12 protein-coding genes are annotated in these 15,186 nt (G+C 66.8%); 7 read left to right on the top strand and 5 right to left on the bottom strand.

Annotated features, from left to right (window positions below; all coding sequences use genetic code 11):
* Positions 1-73 precede the first annotated feature (73 nt).
* Positions 74-250: a hypothetical protein gene (locus QNO00_RS01605; protein WP_229965667.1), complete on the bottom strand. Its 177-nt coding sequence runs from the start codon at positions 248-250 to the stop codon at positions 74-76.
* Positions 251-655: 405 nt separating this feature from the next.
* On the opposite strand from QNO00_RS01605, the gene QNO00_RS01600 reads away from it, so the two are divergent.
* Entirely contained in the window at positions 656-1,105 is a 450-nt protein-coding gene (locus tag QNO00_RS01600) for an acyl-CoA thioesterase (RefSeq protein ID WP_229965668.1), read from the top strand.
* A gap of 250 nt (positions 1,106-1,355) precedes the next feature.
* On the top strand, positions 1,356-2,405 hold the full coding sequence (locus QNO00_RS01595; RefSeq protein WP_284023416.1) for an SDR family NAD(P)-dependent oxidoreductase: 1,050 nt from the start codon (positions 1,356-1,358) through the stop codon (positions 2,403-2,405).
* A gap of 2 nt (positions 2,406-2,407) precedes the next feature.
* On the opposite strand, the gene QNO00_RS01590 is transcribed toward QNO00_RS01595, so the two are convergent.
* Entirely contained in the window at positions 2,408-4,759 is a 2,352-nt protein-coding gene (locus QNO00_RS01590; protein ID WP_284023414.1) for a glycoside hydrolase family 3 C-terminal domain-containing protein, read from the bottom strand.
* 148 nt (positions 4,760-4,907) lie between these two features.
* Here QNO00_RS01590 and QNO00_RS01585 point away from each other — a divergent pair, with 148 nt between their 5' ends.
* Entirely contained in the window at positions 4,908-6,569 is a 1,662-nt protein-coding gene (locus QNO00_RS01585; RefSeq protein ID WP_284023413.1) for an ABC1 kinase family protein, read from the top strand.
* On the top strand, positions 6,569-7,330 hold the full coding sequence (locus QNO00_RS01580; RefSeq protein ID WP_284023412.1) for an SDR family NAD(P)-dependent oxidoreductase: 762 nt from the start codon (positions 6,569-6,571) through the stop codon (positions 7,328-7,330). The genes QNO00_RS01585 and QNO00_RS01580 overlap by 1 nt, the downstream gene beginning before the upstream one ends.
* On the opposite strand, the gene QNO00_RS01575 is transcribed toward QNO00_RS01580, so the two are convergent.
* Positions 7,327-8,634: an MFS transporter gene (locus QNO00_RS01575; RefSeq protein ID WP_229965673.1), complete on the bottom strand. Its 1,308-nt coding sequence runs from the start codon at positions 8,632-8,634 to the stop codon at positions 7,327-7,329. The two genes, QNO00_RS01580 and QNO00_RS01575, sit on opposite strands and share 4 nt — an antisense overlap.
* A 241-nt stretch (positions 8,635-8,875) precedes the next feature.
* Between QNO00_RS01575 and QNO00_RS01570 the strand changes: the two genes are divergently transcribed.
* The 3 genes from QNO00_RS01570 to QNO00_RS01560 are packed head-to-tail and all read left to right on the top strand — an operon-like array spanning position 8,876 to position 12,475.
* Positions 8,876-9,772 carry a shikimate dehydrogenase gene (locus tag QNO00_RS01570; RefSeq protein ID WP_284023410.1) on the top strand — a complete coding sequence of 299 codons (897 nt, stop codon included), beginning with the start codon at positions 8,876-8,878 and terminating at the stop codon, positions 9,770-9,772.
* Positions 9,773-9,785: 13 nt separating this feature from the next.
* Positions 9,786-11,690 carry a bifunctional sugar phosphate isomerase/epimerase/4-hydroxyphenylpyruvate dioxygenase family protein gene (locus tag QNO00_RS01565; protein WP_229965675.1) on the top strand — a complete coding sequence of 635 codons (1,905 nt, stop codon included), beginning with the start codon at positions 9,786-9,788 and terminating at the stop codon, positions 11,688-11,690.
* A gap of 20 nt (positions 11,691-11,710) precedes the next feature.
* Positions 11,711-12,475 carry an IclR family transcriptional regulator domain-containing protein gene (locus tag QNO00_RS01560; RefSeq protein ID WP_284023408.1) on the top strand — a complete coding sequence of 255 codons (765 nt, stop codon included), beginning with the start codon at positions 11,711-11,713 and terminating at the stop codon, positions 12,473-12,475.
* Between the two features lie 21 nt (positions 12,476-12,496).
* Here the strand turns inward: QNO00_RS01560 and glsA are convergent, their stop codons facing one another.
* Positions 12,497-13,447: a glutaminase A gene (glsA, locus tag QNO00_RS01555; protein ID WP_284023406.1), complete on the bottom strand. Its 951-nt coding sequence runs from the start codon at positions 13,445-13,447 to the stop codon at positions 12,497-12,499.
* Positions 13,444-15,180, bottom strand: coding sequence for a glutamine/gamma-aminobutyrate antiporter GadC (gene gadC, locus QNO00_RS01550; protein ID WP_284023404.1), 1,737 nt, complete (start codon positions 15,178-15,180; stop codon positions 13,444-13,446). Before gadC ends, glsA begins: the two co-directional genes overlap by 4 nt.
* Between the last annotated feature and the right edge of the window lie 6 nt (positions 15,181-15,186).

Raw genomic sequence — 15,186 nt, 5'->3', positions numbered from 1 at the left:
GACAGGCTCCGAGCTGTTGGCTGAGGGAGCGAAACGAACCTATGTCTGTTCTGGCTAAGCAAAGCCGCCAAATTTAGCATCCGGCCTGGCTATGGAAGGCACGGGCGTCGGAGAAGAACTCATTGGCACTTGATGATCCGCAATTGCTGGAAATTAAGTAGCTGTAGCTGACGGCCGCTACCGCGAGACCGACGATGGTAATGGCGAGCAGGATCCAACGGGCATGCCTACGGTTGATGTGGTCGGTCATTGGTCTCCTTGGTTGGTGATTCTGTCCGTTCGGAGTGCTACACCGTAGCAGCACCGTGCATTGTGGCCCGCGATATTAGTCGCGCATCCAGCCGTGTCAGGAGGATGCGTATCGTTCTTATGTCCGTAAGCCGATCCTTTCTAAGGTCACCACGCGGGGTTAGCAGGGGGCCGGCCGCGTACTACTTACCTAAAGGCGTCCAGCCTGACGGTAAAGGTCCCCCAGACGGTCCCCCGGGGAGGAACCCGTTCCGTCCTGAACGGGTGTTTTCGCTCACCGGCTGGAGTGTCGACGCGCGCCACCGCCCGGCGGCAGCCGGCGCCTTCCCCACCCGGTGTGACCTCGGTCCATCTGCTCCGTCACACCCGGCCAAACCCGGCCCGGCCGCCTCGATAGTCTTGAAATATGGACCTCGAAAACATTAATTTCAACACCCGGAAGTGGGTCCGTCCCGAAGACCTCAACGCGAACGGCACACTGTTCGGCGGCAGCCTTCTGCGATGGATCGATGAAGAAGCAACAATTTACGCCATCCTCCAAATGGGCAACGGCCGCGTGGTCACCAAGTTCATGTCGGAGATCAACTTCGTCAGCTCCGCCCAGCAGGGCGACATGATTGAGATGGGCCTGCGTGCCACGAAGTTCGGCCGGACGTCACTGACGATGCGGGCCGAAGTGCGCAACATGGTCACGCGTCGAAGCATCCTGACGATTGACCGCATCGTGTTCGTGAGCCTTGACGCGGAAGGCGCACCCGCCCCGCACGGCTTCACCGAGATCACTTACGACCGGGACCGGCTGCCCAGCGGCAACCTTCCCCCGCTTGAAGGCGGACGCCTAGAAAGCGCCAGGTAAGACCCGGGGAACGCCTGAGGAGGAGACCTAAGAAACGCCGGGTTGCGGCGTCGTTTCCCCCTGCCTTTTTGGCCCTGTGGACCCCTGAACGGACCCGCAGGGCAGGCAGGGAAAGGCCCCCTGTGAAATACTCGACGGAGCAGCAACGCCACTCAAAGCAAGTCCGGCAGCGCCGGGCAAGGCTCGCGCCGGGCAAGCTGGCACCGCACCACTGCAGCCCGCTCCGCGGCCGGTACGGAACGGAGCCTGCATGCCGAACCCCCGTCACCTCGGTACCGAATCCCTGATCGGCGAGTGGCTGGACGATCCGGCCGGCCGCACCGTCCTTATCGACCTGCTCGCCCGCCGCAGCCCTGACGCCCGTGCCCTCTACGCGATCCGGAAGCTTCCGCTTTCCTCCCTGATGTCGCTGAGCCACGGCGCGGTGACGCCTGAGTACCTGGACCTGATGGTGCATGCGGCCAACCGGCTCAGGGATGAACCAGCCGTGCCGCCGGCTACCTCGCACCTGTTTCCATCCGCGGCGCCGCAGGCACCCAACGATTGGGAGGAGCCCATCATCGAGGGCCGGTTCGACGGCAAAACCGTGGTGGTGACCGGTGCTTCCTCCGGGATCGGCCGTGCGACTGCCCTGCGGGTGGCCCGTGAGGGGGGACATGTACTGGCGATTGATCTCAGCACGCTGCGGATGGAGGCCCTCCTGGAGGAGAACCCGGAGCTGGGCATCACCGGCATCGTCGCTGACATCTCCAGCCAGTCAGATGTCAACAAGATAGCGGTTCAGGCAAGGGGGCGGGTGGACTGCCTCGCCGTGGTGGCCGGGATCGCCGACAACATGGTGGCCCTGCACGAGGTGGAGGACGAACTCTGGGAGAGCGTCTTCCGCATCAACGTTGACGGCCCGTTTCGTTTGTCCCGGGCGATCATCCCGCTGATGCTCTCCCGCGGCGCCGGCTCGATTGTGAACGTTTCCTCCCAGGCGGGGTTGCGCGGCTCCATCGCCGGTGCGGCCTACACGGCGTCCAAGCACGCTGTCATCGGCATGACCCGCAGCGCGGCCTTCATCTACAGTCCGCGCGGCATCCGCGTGAACGCAGTGATTCCGCGGCCAACCAAGACCGCATTGGAGTCCAACTATGGCTCACTCGGCGGCGCCGGGCCGCTGCCGACCGCTTCGCTCACCTCACCCGAGGTGGAGGCAGCGCAGATCGCCTCACCCATGACCTACCTGCTCAGCGACGACGCCGCCAACGTCACCGGCGCCATCCTGCCGGCTGACGAAGGCTGGGGCGTCGCCTGACGTCACCCGCCGCGGCGCGCCCGGCGTTCAGCTTCGAGCCGTTGGAGCAGGGCCGGCGTGATCGGGCTGCCGGGGAACCGGGCCAGCCGGTTCAGCGGCATGCTTCCCACCAGGGCCAGGGACGCGGGGAGTCCTGCGGCGCCGGACTCCGGTGCGGAATCCGACACAGACGCCGACGCCGAATCCGACACAGACGCCGGCGCGGAATCCGACACAGACGCCGACGCCGGAGCGCTGAGCGCGTCCACCAGAACTGCCGCCGCATCCGGATCGGCCAGCCACTCGGCGATCGGGGAGCCGGTGGTCAGTTCGGACACCGGCACCGTGCCGTCCAGGGCGGCGGCTCCGGACAATCGGATGTCCCTGGAGGAAGCACCCACTTCAAGCCGGTATTCACCGGCATCCGCCACCCAGGTCCCGGTGCCGGGATCCCACCGGGAGAGCGTCCGGACGTCAAGGCGAAATGACACGCGGCGCGATTCGCCGGGCTCCAGCTGCACCTTCTCGAAACCGCGCAGTTCCCGCAGCGGACGTTGCCGGCCGTCGTCGTCGGGCGCTCCGGCATACAGCTGCACCACTTCGCTGCCGCTGCGGCTGCCGGCATTGGTGAGGGTCAGATCGGCATGGACCAGCTGGCTGGCGCCGGCGCCGACAGTGCTGACCTCCAGCTCCGAGTACTCGAAGGTGGTGTAGGAGAGCCCGTGGCCGAAGGGAAAGGCCACTGCGAAACCGCGGGTGTCGTACCAGCGGTAGCCCACCAGCAGGCCCTCGCCGTACCGGACCGCCCCGTCCTCGCCGGGGTAGTTGCCGTAAGCCGCGGTGTCAGCCAGCCGGTGCGGAATCGTTTCGGCCAGCCGCCCGCCCGGCTCCGCCCGTCCCAGCAGCACATCGGCCACGGCGCTTCCGCCGGCCTCGCCCGGCAGCCAGGCCTCGAGGACGGCCGGCACGGCAGCCGCCCATTCCGTGGTCACCGCGCCGCCGTTCGAAAGCACCACAATGGTCCGCGGATTCGCTGTGACAACAGCGTCCAGCAGCTCCAGCTGGGGACCGGGCAGCTCCAGCGTCGTGCGGTCAAACCCCTCGGACTCGGCGGTTTCGGGCAGGCCCAGGAAGACGACGGCGGTGTCAGCCGCCGCGGCGGCCGCCGCGGCCATGTCCGCCAAATCCTCCTCGGCGCAGGGCGAGTCCGCGGAGAGGACATAGCCGGGCTCGAAGAGCAGATCCGGCACCTGGTCCGCCAGCGCGGCCAGGGGCGTCACCAGATGCACCGGATGGACCCGCGAGGACCCGCTGCCCTGGTACCGCGGTGTGCGGGCCAGCTCGCCGATCACCGCCAGGCTGCCCCCGGGGGAGAGCGGAAGGATCCCGCCGTCGTTCTGCAGCAGGACCATGGAAGCGGCAGCTGCCCGGCGGGCCAGCTCGTGGTGGGCGGCATAGTCAGCAGCTGCGCTGCCTGGCTGCCCTGAATCGTGCTGCGCCGGACCGGGTTGGACCGACGCGCGGCGCACCAGCGCCAGGATCCGCTCCACCGCCGTATCAACCTGCTGCTCAGTGACGGTGCCGGCATCGAGGCCGGCGGATAGTTCCTGAGCGCCCAGGCCACCGCTGGCCGGCATCTCCAGATCCAGTCCGGCGGCGAGCGCGGCCGCACGGTCGGTCACCGCACCCCAGTCCGATATCACTGCCCCCTCGTAGCCCCAGGTGTCGCGCAGCACGGTTCCGAGCAGCCACGGATTCTCGGCGGCATGCAGCCCGTTGACCTTGTTGTACGCCGCCATGACAGTCCACGGTCCGGCCGTGCGGACCACGATCTCGAAGGCGCGCAAATAGATTTCGTGCAGGGTCCGCTGGTCAACCACGGCGTCCACCCGCATCCGATCCGCTTCCTGGTTGTTCGCAGCGAAGTGCTTGGGGCTGGCGCCCACCCCGGCCGCCTGAACGGCAGCCGTCCAGGCTGCACCGAGTTCACCGGCGAGCAGCGGGTCTTCTGAGTAGTACTCGAAGTTGCGTCCGCACAGCGGGGTTCGCTTGATGTTCAGGCCCGGTCCGAGCAGGACATCCACGCCCTGGGCGCGGGCCTCGCGTGCGACGGCGGTGCCCAGTTCCGCGAGCAGGCTGCGGTCCCAGGAGCACGCCGTCGCGCATTCCGCCGGAAAGCAGGTGGCGGGATGGGAGTCGCCCGGTTCCAGGCCGTCGGCGGTGCCGGCCGGCCGCCGAATGCCGTGCGGGCCGTCGGACAGAACCAGGGACCGGATGCCGTGCCCGGGAAGCGCAGCGGTTTCCCAAAACCCGGCCCCGGACAGCAGTCCGATCTTTTCCTTCAGCGTCAGGTCCGGCATGGCTGGAATTTCCACTGTGCCTCCCTCATCGGCGGGCTTCGAGTCTAAGCCGCCGCCCGGACCGGCGAAAGGGTCGGCAAACCCTGTTCCATCCACCCGGGCAGCCGTAGGGTTTCAGTACGGCCGCAGTGCTCACGGCACGCCGCCGGGAGGGAGCCAACGTGTGAAGACCCACCTCGACCGCTACAAGCAGATTGCCGAAATCCTGTACCGCAACGGCCTGGGATACCTGGTCTCCGCTTCCGGTTTGGAAACCCGTCTTCCGTTCCGGCGCAAGGCTCAGCCGGGGGACCGGCCCGAGCAGCCGGCCAGCAGCCCCGAGTACCTGCGCCGGGCGTTGGAGGAGCTGGGGCCCACCTTCATCAAGCTGGGCCAACTGCTTTCCACCCGTCAGGATCTGCTGCCCCCGCGCTACCAGAAGGAGCTGGCCAAACTGCAGGACAGTGCCGAGCCCGTGCCCTGGGAGCAGATTCACCCGGTGCTGCAGGGAGCGCTGGGCGAGGACGTGCTGGCACGGTTCGCGTCCTTCGACACCATCCCGCTGGCCAGCGCCTCCATCGGCCAGGTCTACGCTGCCCGGCTGCCCGGAAACATCGGCGTCGTGGTGAAAATCCGCCGGCCCGGCGTCGATGAAGAGGTGAACGAGGACCTGGATATTTTGCAGAGCCTGGCCGGGTATGCGGGAAAGCACTGGGAAGCGGCCCGCGACTATGACGTCCAGGGCCTGATGGATGAGTTTGCCGATACGCTGCGCTCGGAACTGGACTACGCCCAGGAGGGCCGCAACGCCAGGCGGTTCGCCCTGAACTTCGAAGACAACCCCGCCGTGACAATTCCGGCTGTTTATGAGGAGTTCAGCACCTCGACCGTCCTCACGCAGCAGCGGCTCCACGGGCTGAAGGTCACCGACACCGCGGCCCTGGATGCGGCCGGGATCGACCGCAAAGCGCTCGCCGTAACGGCAGCCGACGCGGAAATGAAAATGGTTTTCGACGACGGTTTCTTCCATGCCGATCCGCATCCGGGAAACATTTTCGTGCAGGACGGCGGCCGGATCGGGCTCATCGACTTCGGCATGGTGGGGGAGGTCGATGACAAGTTTCGCGCGCAGCTCTCCGCCCTCTTCATCGCCGTTATCCGGAAGGATCCGGACCGGATGGCCTCAGCGCTGATCCGGATGTGCGCCAGGACCCGCCGCGTGGACCGCCTGCGGCTGCGCCTTGACCTGCAGCAGCTGATCCGCCTGTATGAGGGGCGGACGCTGGGAAACGCACCCGTGGGCCGCATCATCAACGGGGCCCTGGGCGTCGTCCGGAGCCATCACCTGCAGCTGCCGCGGGAGATGGCGCTGCTGCTGCGCATGCTGATCATGACCGAGGGCATGGGGGAGGTGCTGGATCCGGACTTCAGCATGGGCCAAACCCTCGGCCCCTATGCCCGGCGGATGACGCTGCAGCAGCTGAATCCGGTGGCCTTCGCCCGGCGCCTGGGCCAGGCCGGCGCCGAAACCCTGGAGCTGGGCGCCGAGTTGCCGGACCAGCTGCGCCGGCTGATGAACACCCTCGATTTTGAAGGACTGGAGGTGCACCTGCGGGCGGAGGAACTCTCTCCGCTGGTGGGCCGGCTGGAGCGGGTCGGCAACCGGATGGTGGCTGCCGTTTTTGCGGCGGCCTTCATCCGGGGCGTGGGCGAGCTGACGCTGGGCGACACCGAACGCTGGAAATCCTGGCAGGCCCCGCTGATGACCGCAGGACTTGCCTCCACCGGCGCCCTGGGCGGATATCTGGCCTGGACCGCGCGTAAGCAGCGGATCAGGGGCTACTGATGGATCTGTCGCTGGCCGGCCTGACGGTCCTGGTGGCGGGCGGCACCAGGGGAATCGGCCGTGCCGTGGTGGAGGAATTCGCGAGGGAAGGCGCCAACGTCGCGTTTTGCGCCCGCACGGGCTATCAAGTGGGGGTGCTTGAAGAACAGCTGTCGGAATCGGCCGGGGGTGTTGAAGGGTCCGTCGTGGACGTGATTCATCCCGGGGCCGTGGCCAAGTGGGTCAGCGAATCGGCGGTGATTTTCGGCGGCATCGACATAGTGGTCTCCGCCGTGAGCGCCACGGCCCTGGATGACACGGATGAAAACTGGGGGCTGTCCCTGACCGTTGACCTGATGGGCACGGTTCGGCTGGTCAAGGCGGCACTGCCGCACCTGGAACTCAGCACCGCGCCGTCGATCGTTGCCCTTTCCAACGTCTCGGGGCGGGAGGTCGATTTTGCGGCCGGCCCGTATGCCACTGCCAAGACGGCGGTGGCCGGGTACATTGCGGGCCTCGCCGTCAGGCTCGCGGGACTGGGCATCCGGGCCAACACCGTGAGCGCCGGCAACACGTACTATCCGGGCAGCTACTGGGCTGCCATGGAGGAACGGGACCCCGCCACCTTCGAGGCCGCGCTTGCCCGGAACCCCAGCGGGCGGATGGGCACCCCCGCGGAGGTGGCCGACGTCGTCGCCTTCGTCGCCAGCCCCCGCGCCTCACGGGTCACGGGGGCTAACATCCTGGTGGACGGCGGACTGTCCCGGGGCATCCAGCTTTAGCGCTTGCCCAGCTCCGCCGTCGGCGTCTTGTAGGTCTCCTTGGCCGTGAGGGCGGAGATCGAGGCGATCAGGCTGATCGCGGCGGTGAACATGCTGATGACAACCCAGCCGCCGGGTTCCAGTCCGCCCAGCGCAGCCACGATGGACGGGGCGAAGCCCGCCATCAGGAAGCCGAGCTGGGTGCCGATGGCCAGGCCCGAGAAGCGGACCTTGGCGCTGAACATCTCAGCGTAGAAGGACGGCCAGACGGCGTTGGCCGCAGCGTAACCGCCGGAGAAGACAGCCACGGAGAGCGCGAACTGCAGGAGGGTGTTGCCTGACTCCATCGACAGCAGGTAGAACGGCATGATCGCCGCGGAGGACAGCGCGCCGTAGATGAACACCGGTTTGCGGCCGATCCGGTCCGACAGGTTGCCGAAGAGCGGCTGCGTGCCCAGGGCGACGACGTTGCCGGCCACCACGAGCCAGAGCGTGATGCTGGCGTCGACGTTGCCCACTTCCGTGCCGTATTTGATCGCCAGCGTTCCGTAGACCGTGGACACCGCAGCGATGAACGCGCAGCAGATCACGCGGAGCACGTCGCGCCAGTGGTGTGCCAGCAGGTCCTTGACGGGGAGCTTGGAGATCTCGTTGTTGGCCTTGGCTGCGGCGAAGGTGGGGGTCTCGTGCAGCGAACGGCGGATGAAGTACGTGACGACGACAACGACGGCGCTGAGCCAGAACGGAATGCGCCAGCCGATGCCGTACTTGATCTCGTCCGGCAGCGTCAGCACGGGGATGAAGACCAGGGCGGCAAGGATCTGTCCGCCCTGCGTGCCGGTGAGGGTCCAGGAGGTGAAGAAGGAGCGGCGGTTGTCCGGTGCGTGCTCAAGCGTGAGGGAGCTGGCTCCGGCCTGCTCGCCCGCTGCGGACAGGCCCTGCATCAGCCGGCACAGCACCAGCAGGACGGGGGCCCACCAGCCGATGACGTCGAAGCTGGGGAGGCAGCCGATCAGGAAGGTGGAGGCGCCCATCAGGACCAGCGTGAACATCAGCACCTTCTGGCGCCCCACCCGGTCCCCGAAGTGGCCCAGCACCACGGCGCCCACCGGGCGGGCAATGTAGGCAAAGCCGAAGGTTGCCAGCGACATGACGGAGGCCTGCGCGCTGGAGTCCGGAAAGAAGACCTGCGGAAAGATCAGCGCGGCCGCTGTTCCGAAAATAAAAAAGTCGTAGTATTCGACGGCGCTGCCCATGAAACTGGCGGCCGCTGCCTTTTTGGGTGTCTTGGCCTGCGTCTTGCCGGCCGGGACGGTCTCGGTCATGGGGTCTCCTGTAGATGGGATGCGCTGTCGGGTGACGGTGCTGTGCGCAGGTTCGTTCAGTTGCTGATGTGCGCTAGGCGCACAGGTGTGCAGAATTCGAACATCTCCAGTAATGTAGCTCACAACGGCAGGGCGCGGCAACGTGGTTACTCTGCAACATGACGAACAGCAACATGACGAACAGTCACACGACGAACAGCGCGGGCAGGTGCCCGTCCCGCAGCGCGGAAGGATGCAACCTGTGAGCAGCCCCTCGGAATCCTATTTGGTCGGCCTCATCGGCGAAGGGGTTACTCCGTCCCTCTCACCGCCCATGCATGAGCAGGAGGCTGACCACCTGGGCCTGCGCTATCTTTACCGGCCCGTTGACCTCTCCGCGCTGGCGCCGGACCCGGCGAACCCGGAGATCGACCCGGGCGTCCAACTGCAGGAGCTGCTGTTCCGCGGCCGGGACCTGGGCTTCAATGCCTTTAATATCACCCACCCCTGCAAGCAGCTGGTCCTGCAGTACCTCGACGAGGTGTCCGACGACGCCCGGAGCCTGGGGGCCGTGAACACCGTCCTGATCCGGGACGGCAAATTCGTGGGCCACAACACCGACTTTTCCGGCTTCGCAACGGCACTGGCCTCGGGACTGCCCGATGCGGTCCTGGACCGCGTGGTGCAGCTGGGAGTCGGCGGTGCCGGCGCCGCCGTCGCCTATGCGCTGCTGAAGGCCGGGACAACTCACCTGACCCTGATCGACCTGGACTACGGGCGGGCAAGTGAACGCGCCGCCGCGCTGGGCCGGCTTTTCCCCGACCAAACCGTAACCGCCGCGGAGGGCTCCAACCTCCCGGAGGTCCTGGCCGAAGCTGACGGGCTGGTCCATGCCACGCCGGTGGGCATGCACTCCCACCCCGGGCTGCCGCTGGATCTGGACCTGCTGGCGCCGCGGCAGTGGGTGGCCGACGTCGTGTACCGGCCGCTCGAAACTGAACTGGTTCTCGGCGCCCGGGCCAAGGGCTGCGCGGTGCTCGACGGCGGTTACATGGCGGTGGGCCAGGCCGTGGATGCCTTCGAGCTGATCACCGGCATCCGCCCCGATGCGGACCGGATGCGGACCCATTTCCTGGATCTCATCGAGCGCGGACTGTAGGGGAGAGGCAAACATGCGGACATCCATTGCCACGGTGTGCCTGAGCGGCACGCTCGAAGAAAAGATGCGGGCCTGCGCGGAGGCGGGGTTCGACGGCATCGAGATTTTTGAACAGGACCTGATTGTCTCGCCGGCCAGTCCCGAGGAGATCCGCGACCTGGCCGCCAGGCTGGGCCTGAGCCTGGACCTGTTCCAGCCGTTCCGCGACTTTGAAGGCGTCAGCGAGGACCTCCTCGAAGACAACCTGTACCGGGCCGAGGCCAAGTTTGAGCTGATGAACCGCCTGGGCATCGACACCATGCTGGTCTGCAGCAATGTCGCCACGGCCACTGTGGACGACGACGACGTCGCTGCCTCCCAGCTGCGCCGCATGGGGGAGCTGGCGGCCCGCTACGGCGTCCGGCTCGCCTACGAAGCGCTCGCCTGGGGCCGGTTCGTGAACGACTTCGAGCACGCCCAGCGGATCGTGGACCTGGCCGACCATCCCAATGTCGGCACCTGCCTGGACAGCTTCCACATTCTCTCCCGCCGCTGGGATCCCGCCGGCATCGAGAAGATCCCGGCGGAGAAGATCTTTTTCGTTCAGCTGGCGGACGCCCCGGAGCTGTCCATGGACGTGCTCTCCTGGAGCCGCCACTACCGGGTGTTCCCCGGCGAGGGCGCCTTCGACCTCACCGGCTTCATGGCGCACCTGGTCCGCAGCGGCTATGACGGTCCGGTGTCCCTGGAGATTTTCAACGACGTGTTCCGGCAGACGGCCGAGCAGCGCACCGCCGTCGATGCCATGCGGTCCCTCATTTGGCTGGGCGAACGAACGTCAGTCCATCTGGCGGAGCATGATGCGGCGGAGCACAACCCGGCCTCCCGCAGCTATCCCATGGACCTCGCCACGCTGCCCGCCGTTGCCGAGCCGACAGGCTTCAACTTCGCCGAGGTCAAAGCGGAGAACACCGGCGCCGTGGAAGAGCTGCTGCACCAGCTGGGGTTCCGCTGCGAAGGGCGGCACCGCACCAAGCCGGTCCAGCTGTGGAGTGCCGGAGCGGCACGCGTGATCATCAACCAGCAGCAGGCCAAGGGCATGGCGCCGGGGATCTCCGCCCTGGGGCTTGATGTGCAGGATCCGCTGGCGGCGGCCTCGCGGGCGGTGCAGCTGAAGGCCGTGCCGGTCAGCCGGCGCAGCCAGGCCGACGAAGCGGTGCTCCAGGCAGTTTCAGCGCCGGATTCCACCGAGATTTTCCTCTGCGAGAGCACCCCGGACGGAACCGTCGCCTGGGCGGAGGAATTCGGTGTTCCGCAGGATGCGCGGGAGTCGGCTGCCTGGGGCGCAGGACCCGCTGCCGACGGACTGATCACCCATGTTGACCACATCAACCTCTCCCAGCCCTGGCAGCACTTCGACGAAGCGGTGCTCTTCTACGAGTCCACGCTCTCCCTGGTGCCCCGCGCGTCGCAGGAGGTGCCCAGTCCGATGGGACTGGTGCGCAGCCAGGTGATGTGCAGCAGTGACGGCAGGGTTCGCCTGGCCCTGAACATCGCCCCGCTGGCGCTGGAGGGCGGCGGGCCCGACGGCGGCGCCGACTATCCGCAGCACGTCGCCTTCGCCTGCAGCGATGTGGTGTCCCTGGCCCGGATGGCCCGGCAGCGGGGGCTGAAGTTCCTGCCCATTCCGGCCAACTACTACGAGGACCTGCGGGCCCGGTTCCGGCTGGACCCGGACCTGCTGCGGACCCTGCAGTCCCTGAACCTGCTGTACGACCGCGACGGCGACGGCGAGTTCCTGCACTTCTACACGGCGACTGTTGGGAACGTGTTCTTCGAGGTGGTGGAACGCCGCCGTTCCTACGACGGGTACGGCGCGCCCAACGCCCCCGTGCGCCTGGCCGCCCAGTACCAGCGAGCCCGCAGGGGCGGCGCATAGGAGCGTATAAGATGGGCGGCATGGGGGCGGAAGACGGATACTACGTAAAGTCGGTGGAGAAAACCCTTGCCGTGCTGCAGTCGTTCACCCCGGAACATCCGCAGCTGAGCGTGAGCGCGGTGGCTGCGGCTGCCGATCTGAGCCGGGCCTCGGCCCGCCGGTTCCTGATGACCCTGTGCGATCTCGGGTATCTCAGCTGCGAGGGGCCGCTCTTTGCGCTGGCTCCGCGGTCCCTGGACATTGGATCGGCTTTCCTGGCCACTCTCTCGCTGCCCTCGCTGGCTGAACCCCACCTCAAGACGCTGGCGGCCGAGCTGGGCGAAACCACCTCCCTGTGCATTTTGGACGGCATGCACGTGGTGTACGTGGCCCGGGTGGCGCCGCCGCGCCTGGTGCATGTTTCGGTGCATGTCGGGACGCGCTTTCCTGCCTGGGCCACGTCCATGGGCCGGGTGCTGATCGCCGCCCTGGAACCCGAGGCACGCGAAGCCCATCTGAACGCCGTGGAATTCCAGGCCTTCACTCCGGACTCACTGTCGACCCTGGACGAACTCCGGGCCGAAGTGGAGCTGGCCGGCCGGCGCGGCTGGGCCCGGGTCGCCGACGAACTCGAGGGCGGACTGCGCGGCGTCGCCGTGCCCGTCTCGCGTGCCGGGACCGTCGTGGCAGCCGCCAACGTGTCCCTGCAGATGCACCGGGATCCGCACCTCTCGGTGGAGGAGAGCGTGGTGCCCCGGCTGAAGGCGGCGGCGGAACGGATCACCGCCGACCTCAGCATCCGCTAGGACGCTGCTGTGCGAAACACGCTATTGCGCAAAATCCGTCGCGTTGTAAATGTTCAGCTTCAGCGCCGCCGCCACTGAGGCCACCGCTTTCTGCGCCCGGACGCTGTTGCCCGCCGGGTCCAGCGGCGGAGAGAAGGCCGCGATGGCGAGGGTGCCGGGCATGATCGCCAGGACGCCGCCGCCCACGCCGCTCTTGCCCGGCAGTCCTACCCGATAGGCCCAGTCTCCCGAAGAGGTGTACAAGCCCTCCATGGTCATTTCCGCCAGGATCGGCGGAACCAGGGACGGGTCGAACACCTGCTTCCCCGTGACCGGGTTGCGTCCGCGGGCGGCTACCGTCGCGCCCATGACGGCCAGGTCCCTGGTGGTCACCAAGGTGGAGCACTGCCGGGTGTAGACCTCACACGCTTCCATTGGATCCGAGTACATGGAACCGCTCGAGTAGAGCAGCCACGCGATCGCCCGGTTGTGGAAATTGGTGGACTGCTCGGAGTCGTTGACGGCGTCGCTGAGCCGGATGTCCCGGCCGGCAAAGGCACTTTGCATGGCCAGGATCTTCTGCCACCGCTCATCTGCGGAGGCCGCCGGGATGAGCGACACTGTGGACATGGCACCGGCGTTAACCAGCGGCGAGAGCGGTTTGCCTCCATGCAGGGCTAACGCAATAACGGAGTTGAACGGTTCACCGGTGGGATCCGCCCCCACCTTGTCATGGAACTCGGGCAGCCCGGTGTGCTCCATGGCCAGAGCCATGGAGCACACCTTGGAAATCGATTCCAGGGCAAACTCGAATCCGGCGTCCCCCGCCTCGAACACGTCGCCGTCCGCCGTTGCCACGCACACGCCGAACAGCGAGGGATCCACCGAGGCCAGGTACGGAATGTAACTGGCGTTGGCACCGCCGGTGTCGCCGGCGTGGTCCGCATGGGCCGTCCGGACGGCGGACGCGATGGCTGACTTTTCCGGCATCATGGTGCTCCGCTCCCTCCAAGGGCGGGTCCCGGCCGGGGCCGAAGGTTTGGTTTGTCTCCGGCGGCGGCTCCCGGCCGCGGCTCGGTCTCTCCCGCGGGGGCACCGGTCTCCGGAATGGCGCCGGAGGCCAGCGCCTGCTCCGTCAGGACCGAAGTCGCCACCGAGGACTGGGTTTGGACGCCGGGGTGACTGTGCTCCAGCTGCCAGGTAAACGGCACAAAGGTGCTGTTCGGATCCCGCCAATGCGGCTTGCGCACGGCGTAGATCACCAGCGGCAGAATGAAGAACAGGGCCGCTCCGCCCGCCAGGATGCCCACGTACAGGACGGGCGACCCGACGGAAATCTGGTCCGGGGGAATGAAGCTGAAGACAAACGCCATCAGCGAACCGAGGAAACCAAGGCCGCCCACCACCCACATGCCCGCTTCACCGCCGGGTACCCGGTAGGGCCGGGGCCGGTTGGGCTGGGTGTACCGCAGGTACATGGCGGCGCCGAACATCAGCATGTACATGATCAGGTACAGGATGACGGTGAGCTGGCTCAGGATCTGGTAGGCGGCCTGCACTGACGGCAGCACCACGTAGACCAGTCCCAGAGCCGTGACCACAAAGGCCTGGAAGAGCATGATGTGCGTTCCCATGCCGTGCTTGTTGGTGCGCTGCCAGAACCGGGGCAGATAGCCTGCCTTGGCCACGGCCAGCAGACCGCTGGACGGACCGGCCACCCAGGTCACCACGCCGGCGAGGACCCCGATCAGCAGCATGGCCGCAATAATCGGGCCAGCCCAGCCGATGCCCGCCCACTCGAACATGTCGTTGTAGGACGTCAGCAGGGACTGGGTGAGGTTGATGTCCGCCTGCGGCACCACAAAGGCAATGGCCAGGGTGCCCAGGACAAAGATCACCACCGTTCCCAGGGCAGCGATCAGCACTGCGATGGGATAATCGCGGGTCGGATTCTTTACTTCCTTGACGTGGATGGCGTTCATTTCCATGCCGGCGTAAAACAGGAAGATGCTCGCGGCCAGCACCACGTTGGAGAAGTTGGAGAAGTCCGGAACGAGTTCGCCCCAGCCCATCTGGATCTGCGGGGTGTTGCCGGCGAAGTAGTAGGAGAACCCCAGCACGATCAGGACGGCGGCCGGAATGATGGTGCCGATGATGCCGCCCCACTGGGCAACCTTGGAAAATGCGGCGGCGCCCCGGAAGGCAATGAAGGTGGCCAGCCAGTAGACCACCAGCACCACTGCCAGGACAAAGGCCTTGTTGCCCGAGAGCTGGGCGTCCAGGTTTTGGTCGGTCCCGGTGTACGCCAGAGACACCGCCCCGAAGGTAAGGACCGTCGGGAACCAGATGCTGACCTCGATGAAGAGCATGAACATGGCAACGAAGGCCCAGCGCGGGCCGAACGCTTCACCCACCCAACGGAACACGCCGCCCTGCTCCGGCCAGCCGGTGGCCAGCTCCGCGGCAACGAGGGACACGGGAATCAAGAAAACCACGGCGGCCAGCACGTAATAGAAAATGGAACTGAGTCCGTACTCGGCCTCGGCCGGCAGGCCGCGGAGGCTCACCACGGCCACGATGTTCATGACGGCCAGGGCCCCGATGGTGATCTTGGCGGTCTGCTTCGCTTTGGCGTTCGAGGATCGACCTGGTGGAGTTGCTGAACTGTTTGCTGCGGAAGAACCAGATGCTGCGGAAGAACCGTTTGATGCTGTGGAATCACTCATCCCACT

This window comes from Arthrobacter sp. zg-Y1219 (genome assembly GCF_030125545.1).
In the GTDB taxonomy this organism is placed as follows: domain Bacteria; phylum Actinomycetota; class Actinomycetes; order Actinomycetales; family Micrococcaceae; genus Arthrobacter_B.
Note: the sequence above shows the minus strand (reverse complement) of the source record. Positions and strands in the feature narration are given on the sequence as shown.

Coding starts and splice junctions, on each gene's coding strand:
- QNO00_RS01580 (WP_284023412.1), top strand. CDS start 6,569: ATGGATCTGTCGCTGGCCGGCCTGACGGTCCTGGTGGCGGGCGGCACC.
- gadC (WP_284023404.1), bottom strand. CDS start 15,180: ATGAGTGATTCCACAGCATCAAACGGTTCTTCCGCAGCATCTGGTTCT.
- glsA (WP_284023406.1), bottom strand. CDS start 13,447: ATGATGCCGGAAAAGTCAGCCATCGCGTCCGCCGTCCGGACGGCCCAT.
- QNO00_RS01575 (WP_229965673.1), bottom strand. CDS start 8,634: ATGACCGAGACCGTCCCGGCCGGCAAGACGCAGGCCAAGACACCCAAA.
- QNO00_RS01565 (WP_229965675.1), top strand. CDS start 9,786: ATGCGGACATCCATTGCCACGGTGTGCCTGAGCGGCACGCTCGAAGAA.
- QNO00_RS01605 (WP_229965667.1), bottom strand. CDS start 250: ATGACCGACCACATCAACCGTAGGCATGCCCGTTGGATCCTGCTCGCC.
- QNO00_RS01595 (WP_284023416.1), top strand. CDS start 1,356: ATGCCGAACCCCCGTCACCTCGGTACCGAATCCCTGATCGGCGAGTGG.
- QNO00_RS01600 (WP_229965668.1), top strand. CDS start 656: ATGGACCTCGAAAACATTAATTTCAACACCCGGAAGTGGGTCCGTCCC.
- QNO00_RS01560 (WP_284023408.1), top strand. CDS start 11,711: ATGGGGGCGGAAGACGGATACTACGTAAAGTCGGTGGAGAAAACCCTT.